Source organism: Fibrobacter sp. UWB2 (assembly GCF_002210425.1).
Classification (GTDB): Bacteria; Fibrobacterota; Fibrobacteria; order Fibrobacterales; family Fibrobacteraceae; genus Fibrobacter; species Fibrobacter elongatus.
Genome location: NZ_MWQK01000006.1, coordinates 235973 through 252783, shown reverse-complemented (window position 1 = coordinate 252783; position 16811 = coordinate 235973). Strand labels below are relative to the sequence as shown.

Annotated in this window: 10 protein-coding genes; 5 read left to right on the top strand and 5 right to left on the bottom strand. The window is 50.4% G+C overall.

Translation table 11 applies throughout. The features are described 5' to 3' along the window. Positions 1-8 precede the first annotated feature (8 nt). On the top strand, positions 9-248 hold the full coding sequence (locus B7982_RS13185) for a hypothetical protein (RefSeq protein ID WP_088661148.1): 240 nt from the start codon (positions 9-11) through the stop codon (positions 246-248). A 139-nt stretch (positions 249-387) separates the two neighbouring features. Here B7982_RS13185 and B7982_RS13180 read toward each other — a convergent pair whose 3' ends face one another. Further along, positions 388-1686 (bottom strand): hypothetical protein, encoded by a 1299-nt coding sequence (locus tag B7982_RS13180; protein ID WP_088661147.1) that lies wholly within the window; start codon positions 1684-1686, stop codon positions 388-390. Between the two features lie 101 nt (positions 1687-1787). Between B7982_RS13180 and mutL the strand changes: the two genes are divergently transcribed. Further along, entirely contained in the window at positions 1788-3731 is a 1944-nt protein-coding gene (gene mutL / locus B7982_RS13175) for a DNA mismatch repair endonuclease MutL (protein WP_088661146.1), read from the top strand. On the opposite strand, the gene B7982_RS13170 is transcribed toward mutL, so the two are convergent. The 4 genes from B7982_RS13170 to B7982_RS13155 all read right to left on the bottom strand — a co-directional run bounded on the left by B7982_RS13170 (position 3693) and on the right by B7982_RS13155 (position 12340). Then, a complete protein-coding gene (locus B7982_RS13170; RefSeq protein WP_088661145.1) occupies positions 3693-4859 on the bottom strand; it encodes a lipid-A-disaccharide synthase in 1167 nt (388 codons plus the stop codon). The two genes, mutL and B7982_RS13170, sit on opposite strands and share 39 nt — an antisense overlap. Further along, positions 4846-8703 (bottom strand): DNA polymerase III subunit alpha, encoded by a 3858-nt coding sequence (gene dnaE, locus B7982_RS13165; protein WP_088661144.1) that lies wholly within the window; start codon positions 8701-8703, stop codon positions 4846-4848. Before dnaE ends, B7982_RS13170 begins: the two co-directional genes overlap by 14 nt. 29 nt (positions 8704-8732) lie before the next feature. Next, complete coding sequence (locus B7982_RS13160; protein ID WP_088661143.1) at positions 8733-9710, bottom strand: glycosyltransferase family 2 protein; 978 nt, start codon at positions 9708-9710, stop codon at positions 8733-8735. Positions 9711-9784: 74 nt separating this feature from the next. After that, complete coding sequence (locus tag B7982_RS13155; protein WP_088661142.1) at positions 9785-12340, bottom strand: LamG-like jellyroll fold domain-containing protein; 2556 nt, start codon at positions 12338-12340, stop codon at positions 9785-9787. A gap of 226 nt (positions 12341-12566) precedes the next feature. Here B7982_RS13155 and B7982_RS13150 point away from each other — a divergent pair, with 226 nt between their 5' ends. From B7982_RS13150 to B7982_RS13140, 3 genes are read left to right on the top strand one after another with little or no spacing between them, the layout of a single operon-like run. Beyond that, entirely contained in the window at positions 12567-13511 is a 945-nt protein-coding gene (locus B7982_RS13150; RefSeq protein WP_088661141.1) for a lysylphosphatidylglycerol synthase transmembrane domain-containing protein, read from the top strand. 25 nt (positions 13512-13536) lie between these two features. Beyond that, on the top strand, positions 13537-15339 hold the full coding sequence (locus tag B7982_RS13145) for a hypothetical protein (protein WP_088661140.1): 1803 nt from the start codon (positions 13537-13539) through the stop codon (positions 15337-15339). Beyond that, on the top strand, positions 15339-16787 hold the full coding sequence (locus B7982_RS13140; protein WP_088661139.1) for a hypothetical protein: 1449 nt from the start codon (positions 15339-15341) through the stop codon (positions 16785-16787). The genes B7982_RS13145 and B7982_RS13140 overlap by 1 nt, the downstream gene beginning before the upstream one ends. Positions 16788-16811 lie beyond the last annotated feature (24 nt).

The window sequence follows — 16811 nt, the reverse complement described above, 5'->3', positions numbered from 1 at the left end:
GAGAAATTATGGATCCTATCGCCTTCGGCTCCAGGATGACAGCTTCGGCATGGATCCTATCGGCTGACGCATCCAGGATAACAGGCTGCGGAATGTCAATGCATAAAAAAAGAGAAAGGGCTCTAGAAGAGCCCTTTCCTAAGAAGGAGAAAATATTGAGCGGTTTCCAGAACCTTGAACCTATCAGGAGGGGAGCAATGATAAAGTCGTTTCAGGATTTACCTTTCCAACCATTCTCAACACTCTAAATATACCAAAATGATAGGGGTCCGATTCTTTCGTTTTTCTTATTTCTTCACTTAATAAAATTTACCGTTCTTACCTTTTACTACCAATCATAAATTTCACTTTACAATCCGCATAAAAAGCGGTAAGAACAAAGTAATTTTACTCTTCCCTGAAGATGATTTTGCACTTCGGAACGAAGCGGAAACCACCACGGCGGTGGCGTTCGATTTCGAAGTACTTCTTGACACCTTCACTCGGATGTTCCGGATCGTCAGAGCCGTTGATATGGGCAATGACGCGGTTCAACCTGCTCTCGAAGTTCGGACGGAGCGGGTCCATGCAGATAGCCGGATCGCGTTTGAATTCGCGGTTTTCATATTCTTCACGGCCAGTCACAGTGTATTCGCGGAGCAAGTTGCGGAGGATTCGAGCCGGAACGTTACGCATGAGGTGCTTGCTGTTCACGGAGATGGAATCATCGCTCTTGTAGTACACGATTGTGACGGAATCGTTCATGGCATCGAGGAGCTGTTCGTGAGCCTTCTGGATCGGAGCCCAGGCAGCGAATTCCTGTTTCACAACAGAGCTCATGAGCTTGAGGAACGGTTCGGAAGCATTCACGTTTGCCTTGAAGTTGAACTCGAGAATGTAAGCCGGAGCGCCGTAGTAGCAATCCTTTTCGATGAGGAGAGCGCCTGTCTTCGGGTCGCGGATGTCGGTCAAAGAGCGGACGCAGCCAATGCTCTTTTCAACATCGTTCTTCCATTCGAGGTTGTGTTCCTTGATGCAATCTTCAAATGTTGCATGGCGGCCAACAAGTTCACCCTTGATATAGACACCACCGTCTTCCTTCATTTCGGCGGGGACACGATTTTCAAGAGCTTCTATAAACGAGGTCTGCGTGGCGAGGTAGCTAATGTGTTCGTATGCAGGCGTGTTCAAGAGAAGCGGTCCGATGTTGATCATGCTACGGATCCAGCGCATCGGGTTCGCGGCGAGCACCCCCGGAGTCTCGAACTGGAACGTGAAGTCCACCCTGCGGTTACCGTCGATAACTTCGTTACGAAGAATGTTTGCCTTCGTGAGGAACGGGTAACGTTTCGGTATGATTTCCAAGCAGAGTTCGCGAGCATCTTCAGCTGAGTAGAACGAAGAGACGAACGGCAAGTAGGAGCGGAGAACGCTACGAGCGGGAACTGCTTCAAATGCAGCGCAACGCTTCACAATGCGTTCGATGAATTCATCAGGATTTTCACCGCGTTCGTACAACCACGCGACGATGTTGTCCATTATGAAACGGTAAGCGCTTTCATCTACGTACGAGTCTTCGAAGTACAAATCATTTAAGAGTTTCACGTTGAATCGTGAATCTCGTTTGACCAAGGTCAAAATGTCCTTGACCGGGTAAGACATCAGTAATTCAATGTGTGCTAGCTGAAGGAATAGATTTGAAACCATTTCACTCACCTCACTTGTTCATAAAAATTCATTAGCTATATTTATAATATAGCAATCAAATATTAAAAAGTATATACAAAGAGCTACATATAAAAGCGAAAATGGCTGAAATTCACCTTTTATCCGATGAAATCATCAATAAAATTGCTGCAGGCGAGGTCATTGAGCGCCCTGCATCGGCAGTCAAGGAACTTATAGAGAACGCAATCGACGCCGGAGCAACCCGAATTCAAGTCCAGATTGAACAAGGTGGAAAGAAAAAAATCCAGGTCACAGACAACGGTAAAGGCATGGGTGCCGCCGATTTGGACCTGTGCTACCTCCGTCATACTACATCCAAACTAACAAATGCAGACGACTTATTTCACCTCCATACAAATGGTTTCCGTGGTGAAGCAGTCGCCTCTATCGCCGCCGTTTCCAAGCTGACCATCACGAGCGCCACGCAAGAAGGCGAAAGCGGTCGCATCGTCGTGAAGGGTGGCGAAGTTATCGAAAAAGAGGACATCCAAGCAAGCCGTGGCACCACGTTCCTTGTAGAAGACCTGTTCTACAACACGCCCGTGCGACGCACGTTCCTCGGCAGTGAAACGTCCGAATGTTCCCGCATTTTAGACATTGTCCTAAAGACAGCCATTTCGCACCCCGAAATCCGCTTTGACTATAAAGTGGGCGATAGAACGGTCTTTACAGGCGTTCCCGGAGAACTCCGCAGCCGCATCGCCGAAGCCATCGGTTCCAAGGTCGCGAAGGGTTTGCTCCCCGTCGATTACACCGAAGCAGGCGTCCATGTGACAGGCTACATCTCGCCCACGACAGAGACTAACGGCAAGCGCAACCACCAATTTCTCTTCATGAGGAACCGTCCCATCGAAAACAAGATGGTGAGCAAGGCCGTTTCGCAAGCGTACGAACCGTATGGAGCGCAGTGCAAGCCCGTAACGGTACTGTTCTTGGACATGCCGGACATGGAATTCGACATCAACGTGCACCCGGCCAAACGTGAAGTCCGTTTTGCGAACGGGAACCTGGTGTTCCTCGTCGTCACACACGCTATCCGCGATACATTTACTAAGGATTTGGAAGCGCACTCCCCCATCATCGACTTGAGCGATGAATTTATGGGAAGTCCATCTCCAGTTTCTCAGACGACGCCAGCGCAATCCGCAATGCCCGAGATGCCGGCTTTCGATACGCCCGCACAGTCTTCGTTTGCAACACCGGCAGCACCGGCTCAGCCGCAAAACGACTTGCCGTGGGAAAATCCGTTTCAACAGGCAAAGCCATACGCGGCCTCTGTAAATAAGCCGTACACAAAGCCCGCAAGTGCCGCAAACTCGCTTTCGGACAAGAAGTCGAAATACGATGTAAGCGACGATGTTCAGGACCTCTTTTCACTCCCTGAATACGGCAAGATTATTTCGCTGGAACCCGATCACAGCAAGCCCGCACCGCCTCCCGAGACGCCGTGGGCGCCGCCCTCGTTCTTCCAGATTGCAAACACCTACATCGCCGGCGAAGATTCCAATGGTCTCTTGATTATCGACCAGCACGCAGCCCACACGCGAGTGCTCTTTGAACAAGCGATGGAATCGCTCCAAAACAACATCATGCAGGATAGCCAGGAACTATTGTTCCCAGAACTCATCGACCTTTCCAAGCAAGAGAAAGAAATATTCCGAAACGTCGATGAGCAATTGCGCAAGCTAGGATTCTTTGTCGAGCCGTTTGGCGGAGATACCTACCAGATCCGCTCGATTCCAAGCGCTCTCCCGCTTTCGCGTGCCGCCAAAGCGGTTCACGACTTCTTGAACGATGTCGATGAAAACGACACCAAGAATGACATGGTCAAGTTCCAGGAAGCGATTGCAAAATCCTGGGCAAAGACGAACGCGTACCAGGCAGGCGACAAGCTCAAGCCCGAAGAAATCACAGCTCTCGTCGGTCAGTTGATGATTACGCAGGATCCGCTCAAGTCCCCGTTCGGGAGCCCGACGCTCATGCGCTTAACGCTTGAGGAACTGAGCAAGAAATTCAGACACTAGTTCACTAGAAGTCTTACCGACATCCAACGCCTTGCGGAGACGCAAGGCGATTTCGTCTGCAGTCCCAATGTCCTGCTGGAACAAAGCATCGACAATGGCGTCGGTCATGCGGTCGTTCAGCTTATGGCGAATGATAAATTCCGGTGTCACGCCGCAACCAAAAATGGCATTCGGGAGCGAAAGGAACTCGGACTTGACCATAAATTTGCCCATCGCATAAGTAAGAAAGTCCGGCACGATGCAGGCCGCAAACGGAATCCCGACACACGCCATTTCGAGCGTACTCGTTCCAAACGAGGTAAGCGCAGCCGAATAGCTTGAATAAAAATTCAAGCGTTCGCTAATAAGCTTAGGCGCAACAACGACCTTCAGCCAGCTCGGCAAGCGGCCATCGTAAAGCGATTCTAGAGCCACCAGCAAAGGCACTTCCAAATGCTCGCGCGAAGCAACAACGATCACATCCGGTAGCGGTCCCGAATTGCGATCCGCCCACACATTGCGATACCTTTCGGCAACAGTCACAAACGAAGGCAAGTTACGAAGCGCACTATCACGGCGGCTTCCCGGCAAAAGCAAAATATCAGAACGCGGCTCGACCTGGTCATAGACCCAGCTTGCAATCGGATGCTTGATACGGGCCGTTTCGACACCCATCTGCTTATACGCCTGGGCCTCGATATCGAAAAACACCGCCAAGCGTATATTGTGAGCCTGCTTAAAAAGGCTAGCCCGCTTGGACTTCCAAGCCCAAATTTGCGGAGGCGCCACATAAAGCATGGGCTTTCCCCACTTTTTAGCAAGGCGCGCAAGCTTCATGTTAAAACCAGGATAGTCAATCGCCACAATGCCAAGGCATTTCTTGGATTCAGCGGCATCGCTCAAGACTTCAAAAACGTTCTTTAACGAGAAATACTTCGGCACCACATCGCCCACACCCGAAACCGGGAGCTCATTGTAGTCCCACAAGGGCTGGAGCCCTTTCTCCTGCATCAACGGACCGCCCAAGCCAACGACCTTGAAGCCCTGCTGTACGGCAGTCGATACCATCTCGGCGCCAATCATGTCGCCGGAATCCTCTCCTGCACAGAAGAGGATGTAAGGAGAATTTTCTTCGTTAACGTTTTGCACGATTCGATACCCAAACCTTCAGAGCGCCTAAATCTGTTTTAAGCCACTGCAACAATTCCTGAGTATATACAACTTTATATTTTTTTAGGACAACGGCATGCTCAAATCCGGAATCTGCCTCCAAATGGAACACCATTTGGCACCCATGGCAGTATTCATCTGCCAAATTGGCCTTCATTTCGACTTCAAGCTTGTCCAAGAACTCGTCTGTAAGCATGCCAACGGTGAAATTCGCATGGATGTAATCCACCATGTCGCAACGCACGCGGTCGAGCTGAACCACTTCTTCGACGATAATCTGGTAGCCATCGCGGTCGCGTTGCTGTTCCAAAACGCCCTTCACAAGCACACGGTCATCGACAGAAACAGTATCGCGCAAGCGTTCCCAGACGTCCTTCTTGAAGAACATTTCGATTTCACCCTGGAAATCCTGGATAGCACCAGAGCCAATCGTATCGCCGCGCTTTGTTTCGATGGAGCGCATACGGATAACGACACCGCCCACGACAACCGTATCGCCCACATAGCGGGTAATTTCGTCTTCCGAGAGGGAGCAGCTCGTAAAGCCCGTGAGTTCCGGACGGAATTCATCAAGCGGGTGCCCAGAGAGGAACAAGCCAAGCACGCTGCGTTCCTTGTTGAGCATTTCCATCGCCGTCCATTCTTCGGCTTCTTCCAAGACTTCAGCAGTGTTCGGCATAGCGGCAGGGCCACCCAAGTCAAACAGCGAGACCTGGCCCTTGGCCTTGTCTTCCTGGCTGCGCATGGCGACTTCCAAAGCGCGGTCCACCGTTGCGACCTGCACGGCACGGCTGCCCGGCAAATCGTCCAAGGCGCCAGCCATAATCAAGCATTCCAAGACCTTCTTATTGAGCGGCGGGCGTTTTTCAGGCTGAGCCGCCTGGTATTCCGTCACGCGCTTACAGAAATCAAAGATGTCCTTGTAGATGCCACGGCGTTCGCGTTCTGCGACCACGTCTTCGACAACCGCGATACCCACGTTGCGGATACCCGCGAGACCGTAAAGAATCTGGCCCTTCGTATTCGCCGAGAACACACCCAAAGACGTGTTGATGTTCGGCGACAAGACCGGGATTCCAAGGCGCTTGCATTCCAAAATGATGGTCACCGTATCTTCGGTCTTACCCATCTTGGAGGTCATGGATGCAGCCATGTATTCCGGGCCGTAATGCGTCTTGAGGTACGCCGTCTGGTAAGCCACGTAAGCGTAAGCTGCAGCATGGCTCTTGTTAAATGCGTATCCGCAGAACGGGAGCACGGCGTCCCAGACCTTCTGGATCATCGCCTTGTCGTAGCCCTTGTCCAAGCATTTCTGGAAGAATTCCGGCTCGAGTTTTGCCATCTTTTCCGGCATCTTCTTAGCCATGATACGGCGGATGTTGTCAGCGCCACCCAGCGAGTAGCCACCCAGAATTTGGGCAAGCTTCATCACCTGTTCCTGGTACACGATAACGCCGTACGTTTCGCCAAGCACCTGTTCCAAGTCCGGATGGTAGCAGTCAATCTCTTCCTTGCCGTTCTTACGGGCAATGAAGTGCGGAATCTGGTCAATCGGCCCCGGTCGGTACAGGGCGTTCATAGCGATAAGGTCAAAGATTCGAGTCGGCTTCAGCTCGCGCAGGTACTTCTGCATACCCGGAGATTCGAACTGGAACACCGTCGTCGTAAGGCCCTTGCCCAAAAGTTCGAACGTCGCCTTGTCATCAATCGGAATCTTATTCATCACAAGCTTGATGTTGCGGTTCTGTTCGACCATTCGCACCGTATCCTGAATGATGGACAAGTTGATAAGCCCAAGGAAGTCCATCTTCAAAAGTCCGATGTCTTCGGCGTAGTGCTTATCGTACATCACCACCGGCGTATCTTCCGGAGCGGCACGGTACAGAGGAGCAAGGTTGTAAATCGGGGTCGGCGTAATCACCACGCCGCAAGCATGCACGCCCGTCTGGCGTGGCAAATCTTCAAGTCGCTTTGCGACATCCCAAAGGTTCTGGTAGCTTGCGCGGCTGCCAATCATCGCCTGCAACGGTTCCGGGCTGTAACCATCTTCGAGGTTGTTGCCCTTCTTGTCCTTACCCGTCCAGGCCTGCTTTAGGCTAAAGTTCAACGTACGCTGCGGGAAGAGCTTCGTAATGGCCTTCGCTTCGGCAGGCGGAATCCCGAGCACGCGCGCGACGTCCGTAATCACCGCCTTCGACTTGAGCATACCGTAGGTAATAATCTGGCCCACGCACTCCTTGCCGTACTTGTCCGTCACGTACTGGATCACGCGGCCGCGGTCACGGTCTGCAAAGTCCGTATCGATATCCGGCATGGACACACGTTCCGGGTTCAGGAATCGTTCAAAAAGGAGGTCGAAAGTGAGCGGGTCGATGTCGGTAATACCGATGATGTAAGTGACCAAGGAACCAGCAGCGGAACCACGCCCCGGGCCCACGGGAATGCCGTGTTCACGAGACCAGTTGATGAAGTCCCACACAATGAGCAAGTAGCCCGCGACGTTCATGTTACGGATACAGTTGAGCTCTTTGTACATGCGCTTGCCCACGTTCGTTTCGTGAGCCGGGAACTTAAAATCTTCGTCGGGGAATCGCCACTTTAAGCGTTCATTGCAAAGATGCGTGATGTAGATATCGGCATCGCCCCCCGGTTTGCACCAACGGTGTATGTTCTTGTTCCAAGCCTTGTTGTCATCTTCATCAAAGAATTCCGGCTGAGATAGGCGGTCGATTTCGGCATTGTCCGCATCGGTCAGCGCATCTTCGGCAATGCCTTTTTCAGCACAGTAATTTGCCTTGACCTTCTTTTTGCGGTCCTTGATGATACCCTTGAGTTCACGTTCGCGAACGACCGGATATTCCGCATCGTATTCCGCCTTCATGATGGCCTTGATGTTCTGGTATTCCTCAGAAGCGAGGAATTCATCAGGAATCTTGAAACGCGGCCAGAATTCATCACCGATACCGGTTTTCACGGTAAAGTTACAGCGTTCGGCAATCTTGACCGTATTCTCGATAGCGCCCGGGATATCCCCGAACAGTTCCACCATTTCCTTTTCGGTGCGGAAATAGAACTTTTCCGTCGGGAAACGCTTGTCTTCAAAACCGTTCAGCGTGACCTTAAGCGAGATGCAGCGCAAAATCTTGTGCGATGTGGCATCTTCGGGCTTGATGTAATGGACATCGCCCACGGCAACGACTTCACGACCGTACTTTTTCGCAAGTTCCACGTTAAACTTGTTCACGTTCTTTTGCTGCGGAATCCCGTTATCGCAAACCGAGATGTACAGGTGGTCGTGGTCAAAAATCTCGTTCAGGCGGTCCATGTATTCGAGCGCAAGAGAATCCCTGCCCGAAGCTACATTCTGGCCGTAACGGCTAAAATAATCGCCCGCAATGGCGATAATGCCTTCCTTAAATTCGTTAATCGTCTCGAGCGGCACGGACGGAATTTCTGCCCAGCGCTCCCCGTCTTCGTAGCGGTAACTCACAATGCGTAGCAGGTTGTAATAGCCCTTTTCGTTCTCGACGAGGAGCGTCAATCGTTCAAATGTTGTCGGATCTTTCTGGCTTGCACTCGGCGTGTCCACGTAAATGTGGCAGCCATAAACCGTCTTAACCGGCGGGAGTCCCTGTTCCTTGCGCTTTTTGTTCAGTTCCTTGCCACGCGTCTGGATTTCAAGAATACCAAACATGGCACCATGGTCCGTCAAAGCAACAGCAGGTGCGTTTTCTGCTGCGGCAGCCGCCAAAATATCATCAAGTCGGGCCGAAGCCTGCAAAATCGAAAATTCAGAATGAGTCTGTAAATGAACGAACGCCATGCTTGCAATTTAGTAAATAGCTATGAGCACTACTTATCTTGCAAGGGATATGAGGCAAGGAGTTCACGAACTTTTCCCGTCACGTTCCCATATTTGCGTTCGTACTTTTTGCGGGTCGCCCATTCCTTCGGGAGCGAAACCAAAGCCTCTAGCCAAGCCTTTGCAAGAGCCTTGCAAATAGCGACTTTCGAAAGCTTTTTCCCATCGCCAGACTGGCCGGGAACACCGCCCTTTGCCATGTTCAGGTAACGCACAAAACCGCGCACCGGAAGCACCAGGATACTCCCCAACGGCAACAGACGAATCGCCGAACGCAAACGGTTGCGTTCCGAATAAAATAATTTCAAAGGAGAATAGCGCACCGTCGTCATCGAGCGTTCATGATACACTCTCGCCTCGGGGCAAAAAACGGTCTTGAACCCCGCCAGATTGTGGCGGAAATACCATTCCGTCTCTTCAAAGAACAAGAAGAAGCTATCATCCATCTTGCCCGCCGCCTGCGCTGCCGCCTTGCGGAAACTCATCACGGCACCATAGCAACCAAAGACGTCCTTCTCGCGGATATCCGCATCAGATGCATCAAGACCACTGCCTTCATTTTTTGCAAAGAGGTCCGCGCCAAGCAAAACGCCCACAGCATTCACAAAGCCGCTCTTTTCCATCACGAGACTTGCGACAGAACCCGCCTCCGGGTGGCGTTCAAAGCATTTGAGCAAGTTTTCTGCCCACGTGGGGTCAAATTCCAGGTCCATGTTGCAAAGCACCTGAATCTCGGAATCCATCTGTTCCAAGAGACCGTTACAGGCGCCCGCATATCCCAGATTCTTGGGGCACTGCGTAATCTGGCAATCCAGCCCCTGTTTTTTCAGGAGTTCAATGGAATCATCCGTCGATGCGTTATCAAAAACAAAAACCCGAACCGGGCTAGACTGCGCCTTTAAGCTCTTGACACATTCCGTAAGTTCCGATCCACCATTATAATTGATAATTCCGACGTCTATAACCATAATTAACCAAAAAAAGAAGGGCTCCCGAAAATCGTGGAGACCCTTCAAATATACATTAAACCAGGAGTAAAAGATTACTTTTCGAAGTAACGGATGTAATCGATTTCACCGACAAAGAAACGGTTGTGTACAGCCTGGTTCATGGCATCATAACCGATACCGATGTCGTAGCCCAGCTGAGACACATCGCCCTTGGCGGCAGCCTTAACCGTCAGTTCGCCATTCTGGAACACCTTGATAGAATCAGCGCTGCGTTCTACGCGAATCGTGGTCCATTCATCGAGAGCAAGCTTTTGACCATAGAGGGAATTCCAAGCAGTACCATCGGTGTTTTCATCGCGGAAGTAAACATCAAGAACGCCATCATCGAGACGGATAATCCAGCCGTCACCGAGGCATCCAGGAGGTTCAGCCACGATGATGTTCTGCATACCGCCAAACTTAGTCGGCTTTACGCGAGCTTCAACTGCAAAGGTATTGCGAATGAAGGTCGGAGAGAGATACACCTTCAAGCCAGATTGACCATCGAGCTTGAGCGTCGTATCTTCAACAACCGGGGCCCCGGCGTGGAACTTCGTAGAATTGTTAGACATTGCATCAAGTCCCACAAAGGTCGGTTCGTTAAATTCCCAAGCGACGAGCGGCTTCACTTCGGTCAAGGAGGCATCATTAACGTCGGAGAAACCTTCAAACTTGCCAAAGCGGATATAATCCATTTCACCAATGAAGTAGCGGTTGTGGAAAGCCTGGTTCATGGCATCGTAGCCAATACCCCAATCATAACGCATCTGGGTCAAGTCACCCTTATAGGCAACAGAAACCGTCAGTACGCCATCCTGGAAGACCTTGAGAGAATCATTGCTGCGTTCAACACGGACCGTGCTCCATTCGCCGAGAGCCATCTTCTTGCCCGGGAAAATGTTCCAGTCATCGTAATCCTTATCGGTATCACGCAAATGGACTCTCAAAACACCTTCGTCAATGCGGAGCTGCCAACCATCAACACCGCGTCCAGGAGGTTCAGCCACAATGATATTCTGCATCGTACCGAACTGAGTCGGCCTTACACGGGCTTCGACCACAAATTCGTTGATGTTGATATCCTTAGCAAGATCCACATAGAATCCAGACTTGCCATTGAAAGCGGCGATACCGTCAATAGCGACAACCGAGCCTTCGCCAATCTTTGCCGTGTGACCGTTTCCGGAGAAATCACGACCGACATTGGAGTCGTCATTGAATTCCCAAGCGGCAAGCCAATCGCCTTCGACTTTTTCAACAGGCTTCTGTTCTTCAACATCTTCCTTTTTCGGTTCGGCAACATTTTCGCCAAAGCGGATGTAGTCGATTTCACCGTCAAAGTAACGCTGATGGAGAGCCTGGTTCATGGCATCATAGCCAACGCCCCAGTTATAGGTCAGGTCGCTGACATCGCCATTGAATTTGACCCTTTTCACCAAATCGCCATTGATAAAGAAGCTGATTTCGTCACCAAGGCGTTCGACACGTGCAACCGTCCATTCGTCCATCGGGACAGGGGCGATTTCGAATTCAGACCAGCCGGTACCATTAGCGGCATCGCGGATGTTGAAATACAGCTTACCGTAGCCGAGGCGGAAGATCCAGCCATCGCCGTAACGTCCAGGAGGTTCAGCCACCAAGATGTTGTTAAAGCGGGAGGAGCTAGCCGGCTTGAAGCGGGATTCGATTACGAAATCGTTAATCTTCAAATCCGGAGTCAACGGAACGCTAAAGCCGGACTTGCCATCAAACTTTGCAATGCCATCAGCCGTAGCAACGGCGCCTTCGCCAATAACAGCCGTATGGCCGTTTCCAGTGAAATCGCGACCGACGTCGGAGTCGTCATTGAATTCCCAAGCGGCAATCCACGGATAGTCACCGAGCGTAGATTTCGGATCTTCTGTCACAACAGCGCTGCTAGAAGATTCAACCGGAATGACGTAGATATCGAACGTATATTCTACGCGAATAACGGCGATACGCCCACTATTGTTGGCATCATCCCCTTCTGCGCGATCAAAACCAATGGTTAAATCGCCGTCCAAGTTCCCCAACTTGGACGAGTGCTTGTAAGCACCGGCGATTTCACCATTAACGATAAGGACACTCAACGAGTCCACATGTTCCAGGCGGACATCGTTCCATACCCCTTTATGGACATCCTTATCGGCTTTAAGGACGCGCCAGCCTCCTTCTTGACTGTCGCGCCACTTAAAGACGACTTCGCCATTTTCAACCTGAAGCATCCATGCAGAGCCTGTGCCTCCGATACCCGCAGAAGCAACTGTATATGCATCTGATTCATCTACTGCAACGTTTGCCTCAATGGCGAAGTTCTCCCCTTCAAAAGCAGATTCGGCAGAAACGGTTACCGCTTTCTGTTCGACTGCCGTCGTATCCATTTCCCACTGGTTCACCACAGCGTGGGAGCAGCGGGAAAGCTTCGTTCTTGCAGCATTGTAGCTCGTATTCGAAGCAACAACACCACCCACATCAATTGTACCGCCCTGTTCACCTGCGACAGGTGATGGCGTTGTCGATTCCGAGCACCCCGCAAACACTCCAAACGAGGCCAATGCAGCAACGGAAGCTAAATACTTTATGTTCATACCTACTCCTTCTTGGATGTAAAAGAAAATAACATTTTATGATTTTCAAAGCAAGGCATTGGCAAGGTTTTTATTCAAAAAAATCACGATTTTAGAGTCAAAAATTGACAATTTGTATCATCAGAATACAACCCGTATCATGAAAATACAAAAAAGCTCATTTTTAGGCACAAATAAATTATGACAACCTTTACAAAAACAGCCGTAAAATGCTATAATATAGCCGATGGCAAACGATAAGACGAACAAAAAGAGAATCCTAAAGCGTATCATACAACTACTCGTAAGTGTGGGTGGTTTTGCCTATATTTTCCACAAAATTCCGTTAAATGAAGTCATCGAAAACTGGAATTTTGGCATGACGCCATGGATCATTGCCATGCTCGTTGCAGCAACGCTTGTCATGGCTATCCAGGCCAACCGCTGGAAGGGACTTTCCGTGCAAGGTCCGGAAATCCCGTTCAAGACCTATTACGCCTACACGGCCATGGGGTATTTCTTCAACAACCTACTCCCGACAGGCTTCGGTGGCGACGCCGTAAAGTCACTTGCATTCGGCAAAAACTTCAATCAGACAAGCCAATCCGTATCTGCGGTCCTGATAGCCCGCATTCAAGGGCTACTTGCCATGTTTTTCTGCTTTTTTATCGCCCTCCCCTTCGCCTTAAGCAAAGCAGAAATCCCATGGATTTACACTTTGATCATGACGGTTGCAAGTCTCGCCTGCATCATTTTCATTTCACTTTGTCTGTTTTCGGATAAAATTCCCGTCCCGGCATCTATCGCAAACAAGCTTACCTTCATTGCTAAGCTTCAAAAAAGTCTTTCCATTTACAGGCACCACAAAAAACAGATTTTACTTTCTTCGCTAGATTCCCTCTGGTTACAGCTTTTGACGCTATTCACCGCATACGCCTATTTTAAAGCAGTCAACGTCGATATCGACATCAGCATTCTCGTCGTATTTACAAGCATTACCATCGTCATTTCGATGTTACCGATTTCCCTCAACGGCATAGGCATTCGCGAAGGGACGCAAGTCGCCTTGTTTACAGGGATTCTCGGGATACCTGCACCAGTTGTTTTGTCTGCAGGATTGTTAGGTTATATACCATTACTTTTTCAGGCTATGCAGGGAGCCGTAGTACTTTTAACTTATAAAAAATTGTAATTTTGTACTAAGAAGGGGGTTCAAAATGAACTTTTTAAAATCATTGCCTATTTTATCTTTAGGGGCACTATCATTTTTAGCGGGCTGTAGTGAAGAAACGCCCAACGGGCCTTTCACACAGGCGACAACGCCAACCACGCCCACATTCACCGCCTACAGTTGCGAAGCCGTCACGGACCCGTCCGTTGCTGCACAACTTGAAGCCGCAAAGTCTAACATTACGGACATCTTAAAAGAGCTGGACCGTGGTAATCTCAAGAACGCACAGGCCGTAAGCGCATCGACCAAGAGCACGTTCAAGGCCGTTTTGGACAAGTTCCCCGGCAACTGCGAAGCTCAACTCGGCTACGCCCTGAGCATCATCACGGACTTGATGAACAACACCAAGATTAAGTCGTTCATCGACACGGTCACGAACAAGGTCGACCTCGCCGACATGGGCGTCGACGATTTCAACAAGCTCCTTGTCGCAGGCGATGGCAAGCACCTCACGAGCATGGGCCAAGAAGCCATGGCAACCGCCATCTCGTCCGTAGACTCCGCCATTATCTACTTGAAAAATATCGTAGGTGACGACAAGTTCGTTTGCAACTACACCCTCGACGATAGGACTTTTGAACTCGACCGTGGCGAATTCGCCCCGACTCTTGCCGCCATGTATGTTGCAAAGGCAGCCCTCACGTTCGGCGCAAGCATCAATATCGACTTTTCTGACAACGGCAAGTACGATTGGATGAACGACGTCGACCAAAACGATGGTCACACCCCAACCGTTGCAAAACAAATTGCCTCATTTATGGACAAAGGCAGCTCCTTCTCGACCGTCTATGACAGCTGGAAGCAGCGCTACACCAACATTCCGAACCTTCTCGATTCCGCCATCCAGTATGTCGAAGTCGGCCTCCAGTACGGCATCGAAGAATCCAAGACTGGGCTCTTGACGCAGGCAAACGACCTTTACGTCGTCGGTGACGACGAAATGTCCGACGTAAGCGCTAAGGATTTCCAGAAAGCAATCGACTCCCTGGAACATTACCGCAAGGCTCTACACACGGGTGTCACGGTGACACTCCCGGCAGGTTCCAAGGTCACGGTCAACATTGCCAAGTTCTTCCAGATTACCGACGGCTGGCAAGATTACCTCCCGTACCACAAGCTTTACGACTATTCCGAATGGTACACCCCGGTCGACGGATTCTACTGGACAACACAGCTTTATGGCGATTCTCACGCTGAATACGAAATCAACGAAGCCGTCCGAAAGCAGATTGCAAAATCCGCAAACCTCGATTACTTCTACGGGTACCTCTATTCCAACCGCAGCTACGTAGCAGGCACCGCCGAATACTGTGCCGATGTCGAAATTTATGGTTCCGGTTATTCTTACAAATGTTTCTACGTCACAGCAAACGGTTGCACCCTCACATTTGAAGACGATGACGACTATTACGGAGACAGGACCGTCGTGACGACACCCGCTCCGATTACGCTGAGTCCTTCGATTTGCCAGGTTCAAAACGGAGTTCCGCTGTTCGCAACCGCATACGATGACTTTGTAGAAAACGTATTCTACTTCACCGACGCCATGGGCAACAAGACGATATCCATTCAGGGTCTGGTAAACGGCAAGGTTGACGAATTCAGACTCGCCGATGCATTGCAGAACAACAGAAGAGTGGATCCTGTAGACTACACGCTTGACGACATGAAGAAGCTCATCTTCTTCCCGGATATCACGTTCAGCGGAGTCTTGCCCGGCATGACAACAGACCAGTTCTGGGAAATTCTCAAAACCGAATCCCGTAACGACGACGCATACGACTGGTAGTGAAAACCGTTAAACAAATACTCATTGTTCTTGGGCTCGCGGTAAACGCGGCCCTTGCCTTAAGTAATGTTGGGCTCGCCGATTGCGGCGGGCTTTTTTTGCTCCACCTGAGCGACAAACAGTTTTCTGCAAGGTCTTGTAGCATACGCGATTCGCTCACCGTTGGCAGCTATGATTTTTACGGCGCATTCGAACATATCGCCATTCAGGGACGTTACTCAGACCAATGGCATATCAAGGGCGTCAACGAACAAAATATTGCAAGTGCCGGTTTCGAAAAGCACTTTAAATACGTTTCGGTCGGTCTAAACATCAATAGCTATCCCTTTGTGACTGCCACCATCTCGGCGCACCGCCTAGACTCCCTTTTCCGCGCCAAGGCGACCATCGCTAGCGGAACAGTAAGCTTAGGGAGCATCAGCTGGTTACCCGAGCAAGAAAACAACATCATCAACTCCATCACGGCAGATTGGGAATCCCACGTTTTTTACGGGAGCCTCGAAGCCGATTATAAAATCGACAACCACTATATTAATTTATCCCTTGCCTACACAAAAACTGAACCGCATAACCCCGAAAAGCTATACTACGTCAGAGACTCCGCAAGCATCATCACACTCGGAGCCCGCTACGGACACGCGTTCAGTCATTCCCGTTTGAATGCAGGATATTCATTTACAAAAGCCGACGTGACTCTCTACGGGATATTCCACAGCGAAGAAAGCCACAAGCGGTTCATGTACATGCCGCTCGATGCGACAATGCACTTTGGATTTGCAAACTGGAGTTGGGAACGTCTCCGCACGCATTTGGAATTTGCACATATAGCGGGGAGATTGCGCAGCAATCCCAACCGTTTCTTCGAAACGCTTGCGCCCAACCGGGCGCTCCCCGCCTCAGTCATCAAAGGGCTTTCATTCTCCTTTTTGCAAAAAGTCTTCCGCATTGACGCGAACCTAGAAGCATCCGCCATTCTCAGCGGCGCCTCTTACTACTGGAATCTCGGGAGCCGATTTATTTTCACCCCAAAGGTTGAACTCGATTTCTTTGGCGCCAGCGGAGAACTCAACGTCGATAAGCAAATCGAGACGACCATGATTGCCACGCGCCAAATCAATTACGAGAACACACGGCGAAAGCTGAACAGCATCGGAAGCGTCCTCATGCTCAACTGCGAAGTCCGCAAGCCAAGCAAGAACAGCCCCGTCATATTTGCGCTGGAATACGGCATTTCCCAAATCATCCCGTTCTACATCGACTACAAAGATTACAACGCCGACAAGCCGGGAGAAGGTTCTGGTTCCCAGTCTGGAATCAGCCTTCCGGGAATCGGTGGACAGTCCAGCAAGAAACCCAAGGACAAAGAAGGTTCCCTGGACGGCGACATTTCGTCGCTCATTTTCCGCAACGGATTTGCCACCCACCTCGGCATTTCAATCCGCTTCTAACAAAAAAATCCCCGCCGAGGCGGG